Source organism: Bradyrhizobium sp. in8p8 (genome assembly GCF_000426845.1).
Classification (GTDB): domain Bacteria; phylum Pseudomonadota; class Alphaproteobacteria; order Rhizobiales; family Xanthobacteraceae; genus Bradyrhizobium; species Bradyrhizobium japonicum_C.
The window spans coordinates 56955-72404 of record NZ_AUGD01000020.1 but is presented as its reverse complement, the minus strand read 5'-3'; the positions used below and the strand labels follow the sequence as shown (position 1 = coordinate 72404).

General features: G+C 62.9%; 23 protein-coding genes. All 23 read left to right on the top strand.

The window, feature by feature from the left end:
• The 23 genes from K408_RS0131940 (at nucleotide 1) to rplR (ending at nucleotide 15429) form a co-directional block, all read left to right on the top strand.
• A complete protein-coding gene (locus K408_RS0131940) occupies nucleotides 1-2001 on the top strand; it encodes an ABC transporter ATP-binding protein (protein WP_024342444.1) in 2001 nt (666 codons plus the stop codon).
• A 908-nt stretch (nucleotides 2002-2909) separates the two neighbouring features.
• A complete protein-coding gene (gene rpsL / locus K408_RS0131935; protein WP_007603006.1) occupies nucleotides 2910-3281 on the top strand; it encodes a 30S ribosomal protein S12 in 372 nt (123 codons plus the stop codon).
• A 15-nt stretch (nucleotides 3282-3296) separates the two neighbouring features.
• Nucleotides 3297-3767, top strand: a complete 471-nt coding sequence (gene rpsG / locus K408_RS0131930; protein ID WP_024342445.1) for a 30S ribosomal protein S7 — start codon at nucleotides 3297-3299, stop codon at nucleotides 3765-3767.
• Nucleotides 3768-3800: 33 nt separating this feature from the next.
• On the top strand, nucleotides 3801-5873 hold the full coding sequence (gene fusA / locus K408_RS0131925; protein WP_024342446.1) for an elongation factor G: 2073 nt from the start codon (nucleotides 3801-3803) through the stop codon (nucleotides 5871-5873).
• Between the two features lie 40 nt (nucleotides 5874-5913).
• The gene (gene tuf, locus K408_RS0131920; RefSeq protein WP_024342447.1) at nucleotides 5914-7104 is read left to right on the top strand and encodes an elongation factor Tu; all 1191 of its coding nucleotides are present in this window, start codon (nucleotides 5914-5916) and stop codon (nucleotides 7102-7104) included.
• A gap of 84 nt (nucleotides 7105-7188) precedes the next feature.
• Nucleotides 7189-7497, top strand: a complete 309-nt coding sequence (gene rpsJ / locus K408_RS0131915) for a 30S ribosomal protein S10 (protein WP_002712302.1) — start codon at nucleotides 7189-7191, stop codon at nucleotides 7495-7497.
• 96 nt (nucleotides 7498-7593) lie between these two features.
• A complete protein-coding gene (rplC, locus tag K408_RS0131910; RefSeq protein WP_024342448.1) occupies nucleotides 7594-8307 on the top strand; it encodes a 50S ribosomal protein L3 in 714 nt (237 codons plus the stop codon).
• Nucleotide 8308: 1 nt separating this feature from the next.
• On the top strand, nucleotides 8309-8929 hold the full coding sequence (gene rplD, locus K408_RS0131905; RefSeq protein ID WP_024342449.1) for a 50S ribosomal protein L4: 621 nt from the start codon (nucleotides 8309-8311) through the stop codon (nucleotides 8927-8929).
• Nucleotides 8926-9228: a 50S ribosomal protein L23 gene (locus K408_RS0131900; RefSeq protein WP_008136362.1), complete on the top strand. Its 303-nt coding sequence runs from the start codon at nucleotides 8926-8928 to the stop codon at nucleotides 9226-9228. The genes rplD and K408_RS0131900 overlap by 4 nt, the downstream gene beginning before the upstream one ends.
• Before the next feature lie 12 nt (nucleotides 9229-9240).
• On the top strand, nucleotides 9241-10074 hold the full coding sequence (rplB, locus tag K408_RS0131895; RefSeq protein ID WP_024342450.1) for a 50S ribosomal protein L2: 834 nt from the start codon (nucleotides 9241-9243) through the stop codon (nucleotides 10072-10074).
• 12 nt (nucleotides 10075-10086) lie between these two features.
• The gene (rpsS, locus tag K408_RS0131890) at nucleotides 10087-10365 is read left to right on the top strand and encodes a 30S ribosomal protein S19 (RefSeq protein WP_008136357.1); all 279 of its coding nucleotides are present in this window, start codon (nucleotides 10087-10089) and stop codon (nucleotides 10363-10365) included.
• A gap of 10 nt (nucleotides 10366-10375) precedes the next feature.
• Nucleotides 10376-10762, top strand: coding sequence for a 50S ribosomal protein L22 (rplV, locus tag K408_RS0131885; protein WP_024342451.1), 387 nt, complete (start codon nucleotides 10376-10378; stop codon nucleotides 10760-10762).
• A gap of 17 nt (nucleotides 10763-10779) precedes the next feature.
• The gene (rpsC, locus tag K408_RS0131880; protein ID WP_014494500.1) at nucleotides 10780-11505 is read left to right on the top strand and encodes a 30S ribosomal protein S3; all 726 of its coding nucleotides are present in this window, start codon (nucleotides 10780-10782) and stop codon (nucleotides 11503-11505) included.
• Nucleotides 11506-11535: 30 nt separating this feature from the next.
• Nucleotides 11536-11949, top strand: a complete 414-nt coding sequence (gene rplP / locus K408_RS0131875; protein ID WP_008136349.1) for a 50S ribosomal protein L16 — start codon at nucleotides 11536-11538, stop codon at nucleotides 11947-11949.
• A 5-nt stretch (nucleotides 11950-11954) separates the two neighbouring features.
• Nucleotides 11955-12161 (top strand): 50S ribosomal protein L29, encoded by a 207-nt coding sequence (rpmC, locus tag K408_RS0131870; protein WP_011088144.1) that lies wholly within the window; start codon nucleotides 11955-11957, stop codon nucleotides 12159-12161.
• A gap of 13 nt (nucleotides 12162-12174) precedes the next feature.
• Entirely contained in the window at nucleotides 12175-12423 is a 249-nt protein-coding gene (gene rpsQ / locus K408_RS0131865; RefSeq protein ID WP_024342452.1) for a 30S ribosomal protein S17, read from the top strand.
• Between the two features lie 84 nt (nucleotides 12424-12507).
• Nucleotides 12508-12876 (top strand): 50S ribosomal protein L14, encoded by a 369-nt coding sequence (gene rplN / locus K408_RS0131860; protein ID WP_007603030.1) that lies wholly within the window; start codon nucleotides 12508-12510, stop codon nucleotides 12874-12876.
• Complete coding sequence (rplX, locus tag K408_RS0131855; protein ID WP_024342453.1) at nucleotides 12876-13190, top strand: 50S ribosomal protein L24; 315 nt, start codon at nucleotides 12876-12878, stop codon at nucleotides 13188-13190. Before rplN ends, rplX begins: the two co-directional genes overlap by 1 nt.
• A complete protein-coding gene (rplE, locus tag K408_RS0131850; protein ID WP_024342454.1) occupies nucleotides 13183-13740 on the top strand; it encodes a 50S ribosomal protein L5 in 558 nt (185 codons plus the stop codon). Before rplX ends, rplE begins: the two co-directional genes overlap by 8 nt.
• 46 nt (nucleotides 13741-13786) lie before the next feature.
• Nucleotides 13787-14092, top strand: coding sequence for a 30S ribosomal protein S14 (gene rpsN / locus K408_RS0131845; protein WP_024342455.1), 306 nt, complete (start codon nucleotides 13787-13789; stop codon nucleotides 14090-14092).
• Between the two features lie 14 nt (nucleotides 14093-14106).
• Nucleotides 14107-14505 carry a 30S ribosomal protein S8 gene (gene rpsH, locus K408_RS0131840; RefSeq protein WP_024342456.1) on the top strand — a complete coding sequence of 133 codons (399 nt, stop codon included), beginning with the start codon at nucleotides 14107-14109 and terminating at the stop codon, nucleotides 14503-14505.
• A 16-nt stretch (nucleotides 14506-14521) separates the two neighbouring features.
• Nucleotides 14522-15055 carry a 50S ribosomal protein L6 gene (gene rplF, locus K408_RS0131835; RefSeq protein ID WP_024342457.1) on the top strand — a complete coding sequence of 178 codons (534 nt, stop codon included), beginning with the start codon at nucleotides 14522-14524 and terminating at the stop codon, nucleotides 15053-15055.
• Nucleotides 15056-15066: 11 nt separating this feature from the next.
• A complete protein-coding gene (gene rplR, locus K408_RS0131830; protein WP_024342458.1) occupies nucleotides 15067-15429 on the top strand; it encodes a 50S ribosomal protein L18 in 363 nt (120 codons plus the stop codon).
• Nucleotides 15430-15450: the final 21 nt, after the last annotated feature.

The window sequence follows — 15450 nt, the reverse complement described above, 5'->3', positions numbered from 1 at the left end:
ATGGCGTCCAAGCCCCTCCCTCCCGACAAACAGAAGCTCGCCGCGAAAGAGGCGGTCGAGCTCGACGACAAGCTGGCCTCTGCCGCCAAAGTCGATCTCGACGACGAGGACGAAGAAGACGGAGAGGACGAACTGGAACTCGACGACGATGAGGACGAGGACCTCGTCGTCTTTACTGCGCGCGAGGCCGCCGGGGCGCTTGCGACCATCGTCGGATTCGTCAGGCCCTATCTGACCAACTACAAGCGGATGCTGTCCTACGTGGCGTTCGGTGTCCTCGTGGAGACGCTGTTCAACGTCATTATGCCCCTCAGCCTCAAGTATCTGATCGACGACGCGCTGGGCGAGGAGGACTTCCGGGCGCTCTACAAGATCCTCGGCGTGCTCGCGATCGCCGGCATATTCACCTCGATCGTCGCGGTCTGGTACGAGCGCTGGGACGCGCGGCTTGCCGCCTGCATCATCTCCGATGTCCGCAAGCGCCTGTTCGAGCATGTCCAGGACCTGCCGGCCGCCTATTTCGGCCGCACCAAACGCGGCGAGATCCTGTCGCGTTTCTCGGTCGACCTCTCGGCCTTCGAAGGTTCGGTCAAGACGTTCGCCAACAGCGCGGCGCTGCCGTTCCTGGAACTGATCGCCGGCATCATCCTGATGTTGTTCCTGAACTGGCAGCTCGCCGTCGTCGCGCTACTGGTGTTCCCGATCACACTGATCGGCCCGCGGATTCTGACTCCTAAAGCGGTGCAGGCCAACTACGAGCAGAAGCTCAACGAGAGCGCGCTGCTCGGGATGGTGCAGGAGAATGTCGCGGCGCAGGCTGTGATCAAGGCGTTCAGCCTCCAACGCAAGATGTTCGGCTTCTTCACCTTGCGGAACGACGAGACCCGCAACAGGATCGCTGCAGCTACGTTCCTCTCGACGATGGTGGAGCGGACGGTCACCATCTCAGTTCTTCTCCTGCACCTCGTGGTGCTCGCGATCGGTGCCTATCTTGCAACCACCGGCCAGATCACCATCGGGACCTTCGTCACCTTCGAGAGCGCGTTCTGGGAGGTGTCCTACAACATCGCTCACGTCATGCATTTCGTCCCGGTGTCGATCTCCTCGGCCGCCGCGATCCGCCACATCCAGGAATTGCTCGATGAGCCGACCCGCGCCGCCGATCGTCCGGGTGCGCCCGATCTGCCGCGCATCATCAACGACATCACTTTCGATCACGTCACCTTCAGGTACGAGGGCAGTCAGACGCCGGTGCTGGATAATCTCAGCCTCAAGCTCAATGCCGGCAAGCGTATCGCCATCGTCGGTCCGAGCGGCTCCGGCAAGAGCACGCTGCTCAATCTGATCCTGCGGCTCTACGTTCCCGACGAGGGCCGCGTCACCATCGACGGCGTCGATGTCCGCAGGGTGACGCTGGATTCGCTGCGGCGGAGCATGGCAGTGGTGTTCCAGGAGAATATGCTCTTCAACATGTCGATCCGCGAGAACATCCGTCTCGGCAAGGAGGGCGCAACGGACGAAGAGGTGGAGGAGGCGGCCAAGAAGGCCGAGATCCACCGCTACATCATGAGCCTGCCGCAGCGCTACGATACGCCCGTCGGGGAACGCGGAGACACGCTGTCGGGCGGCCAGCGCCAACGCATCGCGATCGCCCGCGCAATCATCCGGAACCCTTCCGTGCTGCTGCTGGACGAAGCCACCTCGGCGCTCGATCAGACCACGGAGGCCGCAATCAACCGTACGCTGCTCAAGGTCGCCAAGGGTCGCACCATGATCTGGTCGACCCACCGTCTGACCTCGGTGGTCGAGATGGATGAGATCATCGTGATTTCAGGGGGCAGGGCGATCGAGCGGGGCTCCCACGCCGAGCTGCTCGCCAGGAACGGCATCTATCGCAAGCTGTGGAACGACCAGATCCACCAGCCTCATGGCGCGTCGGCTCACGCCGAGGACAGCGGCGATGACGATGATGACGATCTCGACGATGAGGACGAGGAGTGATCGCGGGCGGGCGTTCAGCTCCGGAAGAACAGACCCTGTCTGATCTATCTCGCCGTCGGGGCTGCGCAAACGCAGCGCCGGCATAGCGATTCTCGGATCCAAATCGTTCGGCCGGCGCGGAGCCGCTGATTTTCTCGGGCCTCTGCGTGGGTGGCATAAGCTTCTGCAACGGCGATCAGTGTCGTCGGAAATCAGCTCGCGGGGCTCGACATCGCAACGCGCGATTGCGCCGGAACCCGACCGCGGAGGGCGGATTGGCGCCCGGCCATCAAAAGAACCTCATTCTAGTAATAAAGGAATATTTAATCCGGATGAAATATGATCGATACTGGCACAGCGGACACTCTGTTGCTCCGTCGGTTGGACGCGGTGGGTACGCCGAAGAGGCTAATTCTGCAGGCGCATGAAGCGCTTTGTGACTGTCGTTTCGCCTTGACTAGACCGATTCTCGCTTATAGAAAGCGCCTCACTTAACGACAGGCGGTGAGCATCGCCAGAGTCGGAACGGGCCACCCGTTGATCCCCAAGGACTAGTCCACAAGGGTCGCTCAAGGCGGGCACCAACCTCGACGAATGCCGCTCAAACGCTGTCGATCATAGCTAGGCAATGCCAGTGCGATTTTAGTTCTCTTGAGCACGCTCTCTTGAGATCGAATTCGGATGCATGACCTCAGTATTCGGGCCGCGGCGTTACGCTGAACGGCTTCAAGACTGCGGTCCTCTGTGGCGTCGAAGCGCTTTCCGCTCGGTGATGGAGCGGTTGGCGCAATTTCGCTTTGCGCGGATTGTTCCGCTTGAGGCGACCTCGTCGGGCGGGTGGCTCGAAAACAATTTGCGGTCCCGGCAACGGGCCGCGGCAAGACAGCGGGTCCGGAAGGGCCTGCGGCAGAACAAAGGGTAAGGCCAGGATGCCGACGATCAACCAGCTGATCGCTCAACCGCGGGAAGTGCAGAAGTCGCGCAAGAAGGTGCCGGCGCTGCAGCAGTCGCCTCAGAAGCGTGGTGTTTGCACCCGCGTCTACACCACGACCCCGAAGAAGCCGAACTCGGCGCTTCGCAAGGTCGCCAAGGTGCGCCTGACGAACGGCTTCGAGGTGATCGGCTACATCCCCGGCGAAGGTCATAACCTCCAGGAGCACTCGGTGGTCATGATCCGCGGCGGCCGCGTCAAGGACTTGCCCGGCGTGCGCTACCACATCCTCCGCGGCGTTCTGGATACCCAGGGCGTCAAGAACCGTAAGCAGCGTCGTTCGAAGTACGGCGCCAAGCGTCCGAAGTAAGCGGGAACCAAGCCTATGTCTCGTCGCCACTCTGCGGAAAAGCGCGAAGTTCTCCCGGATCCCAAGTTCGGGAACATCATCGTCACCAAGTTCATGAACTCGGTGATGTACGCCGGCAAGAAGTCGGTTGCGGAAGGCATCGTCTATGGTGCGTTCGGCATCATCGAGGCCAAGACCAAGCAGAACCCGCTCGGCGTGTTCGAGCAGGCGCTCGAGAACGTCATGCCGACCATCGAGGTGCGCTCCCGCCGCGTCGGCGGCGCGACCTACCAGGTTCCGGTCGAAGTTCGCTCGACCCGCCGGCAGGCCTTGGGCATTCGCTGGCTGATCTCTGCCGCGCGCGAGCGCAACGAGAAGACGATGACGGAGCGCCTCTCGGCGGAGCTCCTGGACGCATCGAACAACCGCGGGAACGCCGTCAAGAAGCGTGAAGACGTGCACCGGATGGCGGAAGCCAACCGCGCCTTCTCGCACTATCGCTGGTAACGGCGACACACTCGGACTCGCAAGGAACGCCCCATGCCCCGCCAACATGCCATCGAGGACTACCGCAATTTCGGTATCATGGCGCATATCGACGCCGGCAAGACCACGACGACCGAGCGCATCCTCTATTACACCGGCAAGAGCCACAAGATCGGCGAAGTGCACGAGGGTGCCGCGACGATGGACTGGATGGAGCAGGAGCAGGAGCGTGGCATCACGATCACCTCGGCTGCGACCACCGCCTTCTGGAACGGCAAGCGCCTGAACATCATCGACACCCCCGGCCACGTCGACTTCACCATCGAAGTCGAGCGCAGCTTGCGCGTGCTCGACGGCGCCGTCTGCGTGCTCGACTCCAACCAAGGTGTCGAGCCCCAGACCGAGACCGTCTGGCGCCAGGGTGACAAGTACAAGGTTCCTCGCATCGTCTTCGCCAACAAGATGGACAAGATCGGTGCCGATTTCTTCAAGTGCCTGTCTGACATCGTCGACCGTCTGGGTGCCAAGCCCGTTGCGATCCAGCTTCCGATCGGCGCCGAGAACAACTTCAAGGGTCTCGTCGACCTCGTGAAGATGAAGGGCGTCGTCTGGAACGATGAAGCGCTCGGCGCGAAGTTCGACTATGTCGACATTCCGGAAGACCTCGTCGACCAGGCCAAGGAATACCGCGAGAAGATGGTGGAAGCCGCCGTCGAGCTCGATGACGACGCCATGGCCGCCTATCTCGACGGCAAGGAGCCGGACGAGGCGACCCTGAAGCGCCTGATCCGCAAGGCGGTGCTGACCGGCGCGTTCTATCCCGTGCTGTGCGGCTCGGCCTTCAAGAACAAGGGCGTGCAGCCGTTGCTTGATGCTGTCGTCGACTATCTGCCGTCGCCGCTCGACGTGCCCGCGATCAAGGGTACCGACGACAAGGGCAACGAGGTGGTGCGCAAGGCGGACGACAAGGAGCCCCTGGCGCTGCTCGCGTTCAAGATCATGGACGACCCCTTCGTCGGCACCATCACCTTCTGCCGCATCTATTCCGGTATCCTGCAGAGCGGCACCGGCGTCGTTAACTCGACCCGCGAGAAGAAGGAGCGGATCGGGCGCATGCTCTTGATGCATGCGAACAACCGCGAGGACATCAAGGAAGCCTATGCCGGCGACATCGTCGCGCTGGCCGGCCTGAAGGAAGCGCGCACCGGTGACACGCTGTGCGATCCCGACAAGCCGGTGATCCTGGAGAAGATGGAGTTCCCCGAGCCGGTCATCGAGATCGCGATCGAGCCGAAGTCCAAGGCCGACCAGGAGAAGCTGGGCGTGGCGCTGGCCAAGCTCGCCGCGGAGGATCCGTCCTTCCGCGTGTCGACAGACCACGAGTCCGGCCAGACCATTCTCAAGGGCATGGGCGAACTCCATCTCGACATCAAGGTCGACATTCTCAAGCGCACCTACAAGGTTGACGCCAACATCGGCGCGCCGCAGGTGGCGTTCCGTGAGCGCGTCACCAAGCGGGTCGAGCATAGCTACACCCACAAGAAGCAGACCGGCGGTACCGGCCAGTTCGCGGCCGTGTCGTTCATCGTCGAGCCGAACGAGCCCGGCAAGGGCTACGAGTTCGAGTCGAAGATCGTCGGCGGCGCGGTGCCGAAGGAGTACATCCCGGGCGTCGAGAAGGGCCTGGAGAGCGTACTGTCGTCCGGCGTGGTCGCGGGCTTCCCGGTGGTCGACGTCAAGGTGACGCTGGTCGACGGCAAGTATCACGACGTCGACTCGTCGGCGCTCGCCTTCGAAATCGCGTCGCGCGCCTGCTTCCGCGAAGCGCTGCAGATGGGCAAGTCCGTCCTGCTCGAGCCGATCATGAAGGTCGAAGTGGTGACCCCGGAAGACTACACCGGTTCGGTCATCGGCGACCTGAACTCCCGGCGCGGTCAGATCCAGGGCCAGGACATGCGCGGCAACGCCAACGTCATCAACGCGATGGTGCCGCTCATGAACATGTTCGGTTACGTGAACAACCTGCGCTCGATGAGCCAGGGTCGCGCGACCTTCACCATGCAGTTCGACCACTACGCAGAAGCGCCGGCCAACGTGTCGGCAGAAGTCCAGAAGAAGTTTGCCTGATTGTCGTCGGTCTCAAGCTGACGATTGAACGGAGAGTCAAATGGCCAAAGCAAAGTTTGAACGTACCAAGCCGCACTGCAACATCGGCACCATCGGTCACGTCGACCATGGCAAGACGTCGCTGACCGCGGCGATCACCAAAATCCTCGCCGAGACCGGCGGTGCGACGTTCACCGCGTACGATCAGATCGACAAGGCGCCGGAAGAGAAGGCGCGCGGCATCACCATCTCGACCGCGCACGTCGAGTATGAGACGCAGAACCGTCACTATGCCCACGTCGATTGCCCCGGCCACGCCGACTACGTGAAGAACATGATCACCGGCGCCGCGCAGATGGACGGTGCAATCCTGGTCGTGTCGGCCGCTGACGGCCCGATGCCGCAGACCCGTGAGCACATCCTGCTCGCCCGCCAGGTCGGCGTGCCCGCGCTCGTCGTGTTCCTCAACAAGTGCGACATGGTCGACGATCCGGAGCTGCTTGAGCTCGTCGAGCTCGAAGTTCGCGAACTGCTCTCGAAGTACGAGTTCCCCGGCGACAAGATCCCGATCATCAAGGGTTCGGCGCTCGCCGCTCTCGAAGACTCCGACAAGAAGCTGGGCCACGACGCCATTCTCGAGCTGATGCGCAATGTCGACGAGTACATCCCGCAGCCGGAGCGTCCGATCGACCAGCCGTTCCTGATGCCGGTCGAAGACGTGTTCTCGATCTCGGGCCGCGGTACCGTCGTGACCGGCCGTGTCGAGCGCGGCGTCGTCAAGGTCGGCGAGGAAATCGAGATCGTAGGTCTCCGCGCCACCCAGAAGACCACCGTCACCGGCGTCGAAATGTTCCGCAAGCTGCTCGATCAGGGCCAGGCCGGCGACAACATCGGTGCGCTGCTTCGCGGCACCAAGCGCGAGGACGTCGAGCGCGGCCAGGTTCTGGCCAAGCCCGGTTCGGTCAAGCCGCACACCAAGTTCAAGGCTGAGGCCTACATCCTCACCAAGGAAGAGGGCGGTCGCCACACCCCGTTCTTCACCAACTACCGTCCGCAGTTCTACTTCCGCACCACCGACGTGACTGGTGTCGTGCACCTGCCGGAAGGCACCGAGATGGTGATGCCGGGCGACAACATCGCGATGGAAGTGCACCTGATCGTGCCGATCGCGATGGAAGAGAAGCTGCGCTTCGCGATCCGCGAGGGCGGCCGCACCGTCGGCGCCGGCGTCGTCGCCTCGATCATCGAGTAATCACGCGAATAGGGAACGGTGAGTGGCGAATAGGGAATTCTGTTCGCTACTCGCTACTCGCCACCCACTGAGAAAGACACGGCAATGAACGGCCAAAATATTCGTATCCGTCTCAAGGCGTTCGACCATCGTATCCTCGATACGTCGACCCGCGAGATCGTGAACACGGCGAAGCGCACCGGCGCGCAGGTCCGCGGACCCATTCCGCTGCCCACCCGCATCGAGAAGTTCACCGTCAACCGTTCGCCCCACGTCGACAAGAAGAGCCGCGAACAGTTCGAGATGCGCACTCACAAGCGCCTGCTCGACATCGTCGATCCGACCCCGCAGACCGTCGATGCCTTGATGAAGCTCGACCTCGCTGCCGGTGTCGACGTCGAGATCAAGCTCTGAGCAAGACCCCGAGAGTGGGCGCCGGTTTCTGACCGGGTCTTGCTCACACCGAAGATTAGCTAGTCCGCAAGGACAGAAAGAACAGGAAGCAAGCCGATGCGCTCCGGAGTGATCGCACAAAAGGTCGGGATGACGCGGGTCTTCACGGAGGCCGGCGAACATATCCCCGTGACCGTGCTGAAGCTCGGCAATTGCCAGGTCGTAGGCCACCGCACCGAAGAGAAGAACGGTTACGTCGCGCTCCAGCTCGGATCTGGCAGCCGCAAGACCGTTTACATGCCGAAGGCTGAGCGCGGCCAGTTCGCGGTCGCCAAGGTCGAACCGAAGCGCCGGGTCGAGGAATTCCGGGTCAGCGCCGATGCGATGATCCCGGTCGGCGCCGAGATCCAGGCCGATCACTTCGTCGTCGGTCAGTTCGTCGACGTCACCGGCACCTCGGTCGGCAAAGGCTTCGCCGGCGGCATGAAGCGCTGGAACTTCGGCGGTCTGCGCGCCACGCACGGTGTGTCGATCTCGCACCGCTCCATCGGTTCGACCGGTGGCCGTCAGGACCCCGGCAAGACCTGGAAGAACAAGAAGATGCCCGGCCACATGGGCGTCGACCGCATCACCACGCTCAACCTTCGCGTCGTCCAGACCGATGTCGAGCGCGGCCTGATCCTCGTCGAGGGAGCCGTTCCCGGCTCCAAGGGCGGCTGGATCCGCGTGCGCGACGCCGTCAAGAAGCCGCTGCCGAAGGAAGCTCCGAAGCCCGGCAAGTTCAAGGTTGCTGGCGACGCGGAAGCCGCTCCGGCTGCGCAGGAGGCGTGAGATGGAATTGAAGGTTACCACCCTCGAAGGTAAGGAAGCGGGCTCGGTCCAGCTTTCCGACGCCATTTTCGGCCTCGAGCCGCGCGAGGACATCATCGCGCGCTGCGTGCAGTGGCAGCTCAACAAGCGGCAGGCCGGCACGCACAAGGCCAAGGGCCGCGCCGAGATCTGGCGCACGGGCAAGAAGATGTACAAGCAGAAGGGCACCGGCGGTGCTCGTCATGGCTCGGCCCGTGTGCCGCAGTTCCGTGGCGGCGGCCGTGCCTTCGGTCCGGTTGTGCGTTCGCACGCCACAGACCTGCCGAAGAAGGTCCGCGCCCTTGCGCTCAAGCACGCGCTCTCGGCCAAGGCCAAGGACGGCGATCTGGTCGTGATCGAGAAGGCTGCTCTCGATACCGCCAAGACCAAGGCGCTGCTCGGCCACTTCTCGGGCCTCGGGCTCACCAATGCGCTGATCATCGACGGTGCCGAACTCAACAACGGTTTTGCCGCTGCCGCCCGGAACATCCCGAACATGGACGTGCTGCCGATCCAGGGCATCAACGTCTATGACATCCTGCGCCGTCAGAAGCTTGTTCTGACCAAGGCCGCCATCGATGCGCTGGAGGCGCGCTTCAAATGACGAAGAACATCGAGCCTCGCCACTACGACGTGATCCTGTCGCCGGTCGTTACCGAAAAGGCGACGATCGCCTCTGAGCACAACAAGGTGCTGTTCAAGGTGGCCGCGAAGGCGACCAAGCCACAGATTAAGGAAGCGATCGAGAAGCTGTTCGACGTCAAGGTCAAGAGCGTCAACACGCTGGTCCGCAAGGGCAAGACCAAGGTCTTCCGCGGTAATCTCGGTTCGCAGTCGAACAGCAAGCGCGCGATCGTGACCCTCGAAGAGGGCCACCGGATCGACGTGACCACCGGTCTGTAAGGTCGTACGACGATGGCACTGAAGACATTCAATCCCACGACGCCGGGCCAGCGCCAGCTGGTCATGGTCGATCGTTCGGCCCTGTACAAGGGCAAGCCGGTCAAGGCACTCACTGAGGGCAAGAAGTCCTCGGGCGGCCGCAACAACACCGGTCGCATCACCGTGCGTTTCCGCGGTGGCGGTCACAAGCAGACGCTGCGTACCGTCGATTTCAAGCGCGAGAAGATCGACGTCCCCGCCACCGTCGAGCGGCTGGAGTACGATCCGAACCGAACCGGCTTCATCGCTCTGATCAAGTATCAGGACGGCGAGCAGGCCTATATCCTGGCGCCGCAGCGCCTGGCCGTGGGTGACACCATCATCGCCGGCAACTATGTCGACGTGAAGCCGGGCAACGTTATGCCGCTCGGCAACATGCCGGTCGGCACGATCATTCACAATATCGAGGTCAAGATCGGGAAGGGCGGCCAGCTCGCCCGTTCTGCCGGCACCTATGCCCAGCTCGTTGGCCGCGACCAGGACTACGTCATCATCCGCCTGAACTCGGGCGAGCAGCGCCTGGTGCACGGCCGCTGCCGCGGCACGATCGGCGCGGTGTCGAACCCGGATCATATGAACACCTCGATCGGCAAGGCCGGTCGCAAGCGTTGGATGGGCCGGCGCCCGCACAACCGCGGTGTTGCGATGAACCCGATCGACCATCCGCACGGCGGTGGTGAAGGTCGTACCTCGGGCGGCCGTCATCCGGTCACCCCATGGGGCAAGCCGACCAAGGGCAAGAAGACCCGCACCAACAAGTCGACCAACAAATTCATTCTCCTAAGCCGCCATAAGCGGAAGAAGTAAGGAACGCCGGACATGGTTCGTTCAGTCTGGAAAGGCCCGTTCGTCGAGGGTTCTCTGCTCAAGAAGGCAGATGCCGCGCGCGCGTCCGGCCGTCACGACGTCATCAAGATCTGGAGCCGTCGTTCGACGATCCTGCCGCAGTTCGTCGGCCTGACCTTCGGCGTCTACAACGGTCAGAAGCACGTGCCGGTGGCCGTCAACGAGGAAATGGTCGGTCACAAGTTCGGCGAGTTCTCGCCGACCCGGACCTTCCATGGCCACTCCGGCGACAAGAAAGCCAAGAAGGCTTGAGGATTAAACGATGAGCAAACCTAAGCGCGAACGGAGCCTCGCCGAGAACGAGGCCAAGGCGGTCGCCCGGATGCTGCGGGTGAGCCCGCAGAAGCTCAATCTGGTTGCCCAGCTCATTCGCGGCCGGAAGGCGTCTGCCGCGCTCGCCGACCTGCAGTTTTCGCGCAAGCGGATCGCGGTCGACGTGAAGAAGTGCCTGGAATCGGCGATCGCCAATGCCGAGAACAACCACGACCTCGACGTCGACGATCTGGTCGTGGCGCAGGCCTTCGTCGGCAACGGCCTCGTGATGAAGCGCTTCGCCGCCCGCGGTCGCGGCCGCTCGGGCCGTGTCTACAAACCGTTTTCGCAGCTGACGATCATTGTTCGTCAGGTCGAAGCTGAAGCCGCCGCTTAAGGGCGCAGGAGAACACGATGGGTCAAAAGATCAATCCGATCGGTCTGCGTCTCGGCATCAACCGGACCTGGGATTCCCGCTGGTTCGCCGGCAAGCAGGAATACGGCAAGCTGCTGCACGAGGACGTCAAGATCCGCGAGATCCTGCACAAGGAGCTCAAGCAGGCGGCCGTCGCCCGCATCGTGATCGAGCGTCCGCACAAGAAGTGCCGCGTCACCATCCACTCGGCCCGTCCGGGCGTGGTGATCGGCAAGAAGGGCGCCGACATCGACAAGCTGCGCAAGAAGGTCGCGGACATCACCTCGTCCGACGTCGTCATCAACATCGTCGAGATCCGCAAGCCGGAGCTCGATGCGACGCTGGTGGCCGAGTCGATCGCCCAACAGCTCGAGCGCCGCGTGGCGTTCCGCCGTGCCATGAAGCGCGCCGTGCAGTCGGCGATGCGTCTCGGCGCGGAAGGCATCCGCATCAACTGCTCGGGACGTCTCGGCGGTGCGGAAATCGCGCGCATGGAGTGGTACCGCGAAGGCCGCGTGCCGCTGCACACGCTGCGCGCGGACATCGATTACGGCGTGGCGACCGCCTTCACGACCTTCGGCACCTGCGGCGTCAAGGTCTGGATCTTCAAGGGCGAGATCCTCGAGCACGATCCGATGGCCCAGGACAAGAGAATGGCCGAAGGCGAGACCGGCGGCAGTGGCGATCGTGGTGGCCGTCAGCGCCGCGATACCGCCGCTGCCTAGAGCCAGACAGGAATTTGAGGGCTTAAAGCCATGATGCAACCTAAGAAAACGAAGTTCCGGAAGGCGCATAAGGGCCGCATCCACGGCGTTGCGTCTTCAGGCGCGACGTTGGCGTTCGGGCAGTTCGGCCTGAAGGCGACCGAGCCTGAGCGCGTCACCGCGCGCCAGATCGAAGCCGCCCGTCGCGCGCTGACCCGTCACATGAAGCGTGCCGGCCGCGTCTGGATCCGCGTGTTCCCCGACGTTCCGGTGTCGAAGAAGCCGGCCGAAGTCCGCATGGGCTCCGGCAAGGGTTCTCCGGAATTGTGGGTCGCGCGCGTCAAGCCGGGCCGGGTGCTGTTCGAGATCGACGGCGTCAACACCCAGACGGCGCGTGAGGCGCTGACCCTGGCGGCGGCCAAGCTGCCGATCAAGACGCGCTTCGTCGAGCGCATTGCGGAGTAATGGCCATGGCCCAGATGAAGATCGAAGACATCCGCGCGATGAGCCCCGACCAGCAGGATGACGCCATCCTGAACCTGAAGAAGGAGCGCTTCAACCTGCGTTTCCAGCGCGCCACCGGGCAGCTCGAGAACACCTCGCGCCTGCGCGAGGCTCGCCGTGACATCGCTCGGATCAAGACTGTCGCCGCGCAGACGCGCGCCAAGAAGAAGTAAGAGGCTTACGAAGATGCCGAAACGTACTTTGCAGGGCGTGGTCGTCAGCGACAAGCAGGCCAAGACCATCGTGGTGCGGGTCGATCGCCGCTTCACGCACCCGATCTACAAGAAGACGATCCGCCGCTCCAAGAACTACCACGCGCACGACGAGAGCAACCAGTTCAAGCCGGGCGACATGGTGTGGATCGAGGAAACGAAGCCGATTTCGAAGTTGAAGCGCTGGGTCGTGATCCGGGGCGAACACAAGAAAAGCGCCTGATCTGTTGGCTCTAGCCGACTGACTTCAGGGAAATGTTGAGCGCCGGCTGGGCTGGCGCAAATAGAAAGAGGACGAGGTGCATCAATGATTCAGATGCAGACCAACCTCGACGTGGCCGACAATTCTGGCGCACGCCGTGTCATGTGTATCAAGGTGCTCGGGGGCTCCAAGCGCCGCTACGCCACGATCGGCGACATCATCGTCGTCTCGATCAAGGAAGCTATCCCGCGTGGCAAGGTGAAGAAGGGCGACGTGATGAAGGCCGTCGTGGTGCGCGTCCGCAAGGACATCCGCCGCGCCGATGGCTCGGTCATCCGGTTCGACCGCAACGCTGCCGTCCTGATCAACAATCAGTCCGAGCCGGTCGGTACCCGTATCTTCGGGCCCGTGCCGCGCGAGCTGCGCGCCAAGAACCACATGAAGATCATCTCGCTCGCGCCGGAGGTGCTGTGATGGCTGCGAAGATCCGCAAGGGCGACAAGGTCGTCGTGCTGACCGGTCGCGACAAGGGGCGCACCGGCGAAGTGTTCGAGGTTCGCCCCGACGCCGGCACGGCGCTGGTGCGCGGCATCAACATGGTCAAGCGTCACCAGAAGCAGACGCAGGCCCAGGAGGGCGGCATCATCTCGAAAGAGGCGCCGATCCAACTGTCCAACATCGCGTATGTCGGCAAGGACGGAAAGCCGACCCGCATCGGATTCAAGATTCTGGCGGACGGAAAGAAGGTCCGCATCGCCAAGAGCTCGGGAGCTGAGATCGATGGCTGAGGCCGCTTACACGCCGCGCCTGCGCGCGGAATACGATGCGAATATCCGCACCGCTCTGACCGAGAAGTTCGGTTATGAGAACGTCATGCAGGTTCCGCGTCTGGACAAGGTCGTCCTGAACATGGGCGTTGGCGATTCCGTCAACGACCGCAAGAAGGCCGAGACCGCCGCAGCCGAATTGACCCAGATCGCCGGCCAGAAGGCGATCGTGACCTATTCGCGTATCGCGATCGCGACCTTCAAGCTCCGTGAGAACCAGCCGATCGGCTGCAAGGTCACGCTGCGCAAGGCTCGCATGTACGAGTTCATCGATCGCCTGGTGAACGTCGCGCTGCCGCGCGTTCGCGACTTCCGCGGCCTGAACCCGAAGAGCTTCGACGGGCGCGGCAACTACTCGCTCGGCATCAAGGAGCACATCATTTTCCCCGAGATCGACTTCGACAAGGTCACGGAAGCCCGTGGTATGGACATCACCGTCTGCACCACGGCCAAGACCGACGAAGAGGCGAGGGCCTTGTTGACCGCTTTCAATTTCCCGTTCCGGCAGTGAGACGCTGATTTAAAGCCTCTCAAACGCGGATACCCAGGAGCCAAGCATGGCAAAGAAGAGTTCAGTCGAGAAGAACAACCGGCGCAAGCGGATGGTGAAGAACGCCGCCGCCAAGCGCGAGCGGTTGAAGGCGATCATCGCCGACAAGACGCTGCCGATGGAGGAGCGGTTCGCCGCGACCCTAAAGCTGGCGGAAATGCCGCGCAATTCGTCGGCGACCCGCATCCGTCTGCGCTGCGAGCTGTCGGGGCGCCCGCGCTCGAACTACCGCAAGAACAAGCTGTCCCGTATCGCGCTGCGCGACCTTGGCTCCAAGGGCATGGTCCCGGGCCTCGTGAAGTCCAGCTGGTAAGGAGGGTCGTTTAGATGTCTACGCACGATCCAATCAGCGATCTGATCACCCGTATCCGCAACGCGCAGATGCGTTCGAAGACCAAGGTCTCCACCCCCGGCTCGAAGATGCGCGAGAACGTGCTCGAGGTCCTGAAGGCCGAGGGCTACATCCGCGGATACGCCACGCTCGAGCATTCCTCCGGCCGCAGCGAGATCGAGATCGAGTTGAAGTATTTCGACGGCGAGCCCGTCATCCGCGAGATTGAGCGTGTTTCCAAGCCTGGGCGCAGAGTCTACGCCTCGGTGAAGAACCTGCCGCGGGTGAACAACGGACTCGGCATTTCGGTGTTGTCGACACCGAAGGGGATCATGGCCGACCACAGCGCGCGCGACGCGAATGTGGGCGGCGAAGTCCTCTTCACGGTGTTCTGAGAAGGATTTTCGATCCATGTCACGTGTTGGCAAAAAGCCTGTGGCGGTGCCGTCGGGCGTTACCGCGACCGTCGACGGCCAGACCGTCAAGATGAAGGGGCCGAAGGGCCAGCTTCAGTTCATCGTCCACGACGACGTCGAGGTGAAGCTCGAGAACGGCCAGGTCAAGGTCAAGCCGCGGACCGAGACCAACCGCGCGCGGGCGCTGTACGGCACCGCTCGCGCCCAAGTCGCGAATCTGGTCGAAGGCGTCACCAAGGGCTTCGAGAAGAAGCTCGAGATCACCGGCGTCGGCTACCGCGCCGCGATGCAGGGTAAGAACCTGCAGCTCGCGCTCGGCTACAGCCATGACGTGATCTATCCAATCCCCGAGGGGATCACGATCACCGTGCCGAAGCCGACCGAGATCACGGTCGCGGGCAGCGACGTCCAGCGCGTCGGCCAGGTCGCCGCCGAGATACGCGCCTACCGTCCGCCGGAGCCCTACAAGGGCAAGGGCGTGAAGTATGTGGGCGAATTCATCTTCCGCAAGGAAGGCAAGAAGAAGTAACGGAGCCGGTCATGTCGAAAGCCAAGGTTACGAATGCCCGGCGCAAGCGGAGTGTGCGGCTGAAGCTGCGCCGTTCCGCCGGCGGCCGTCCGCGCCTGTCGGTGTTCCGCTCGTCAAAGCACATCTACGCCCAGGTCATCGACGACCTGAAGGGCGAGACGCTGGCCTCTGCCTCCTCGCTCGAGAAGTCGATGCGCGATGGCGGCAAGACCGGCGCCGACATCGATGCGGCGAAGGCGGTCGGCAAGTTGCTGGCCGAGCGCGCCGCCGAGAAGGGCGTCAAGGAAGTCGTGTTCGATCGCGGCAGCTATCTCTATCACGGGCGCGTCAAGGCTCTGGCCGACGCGGCGCGTGAGAGTGGGCTGAGCTTCTAACGGAATTTGAGGATTGGGGCG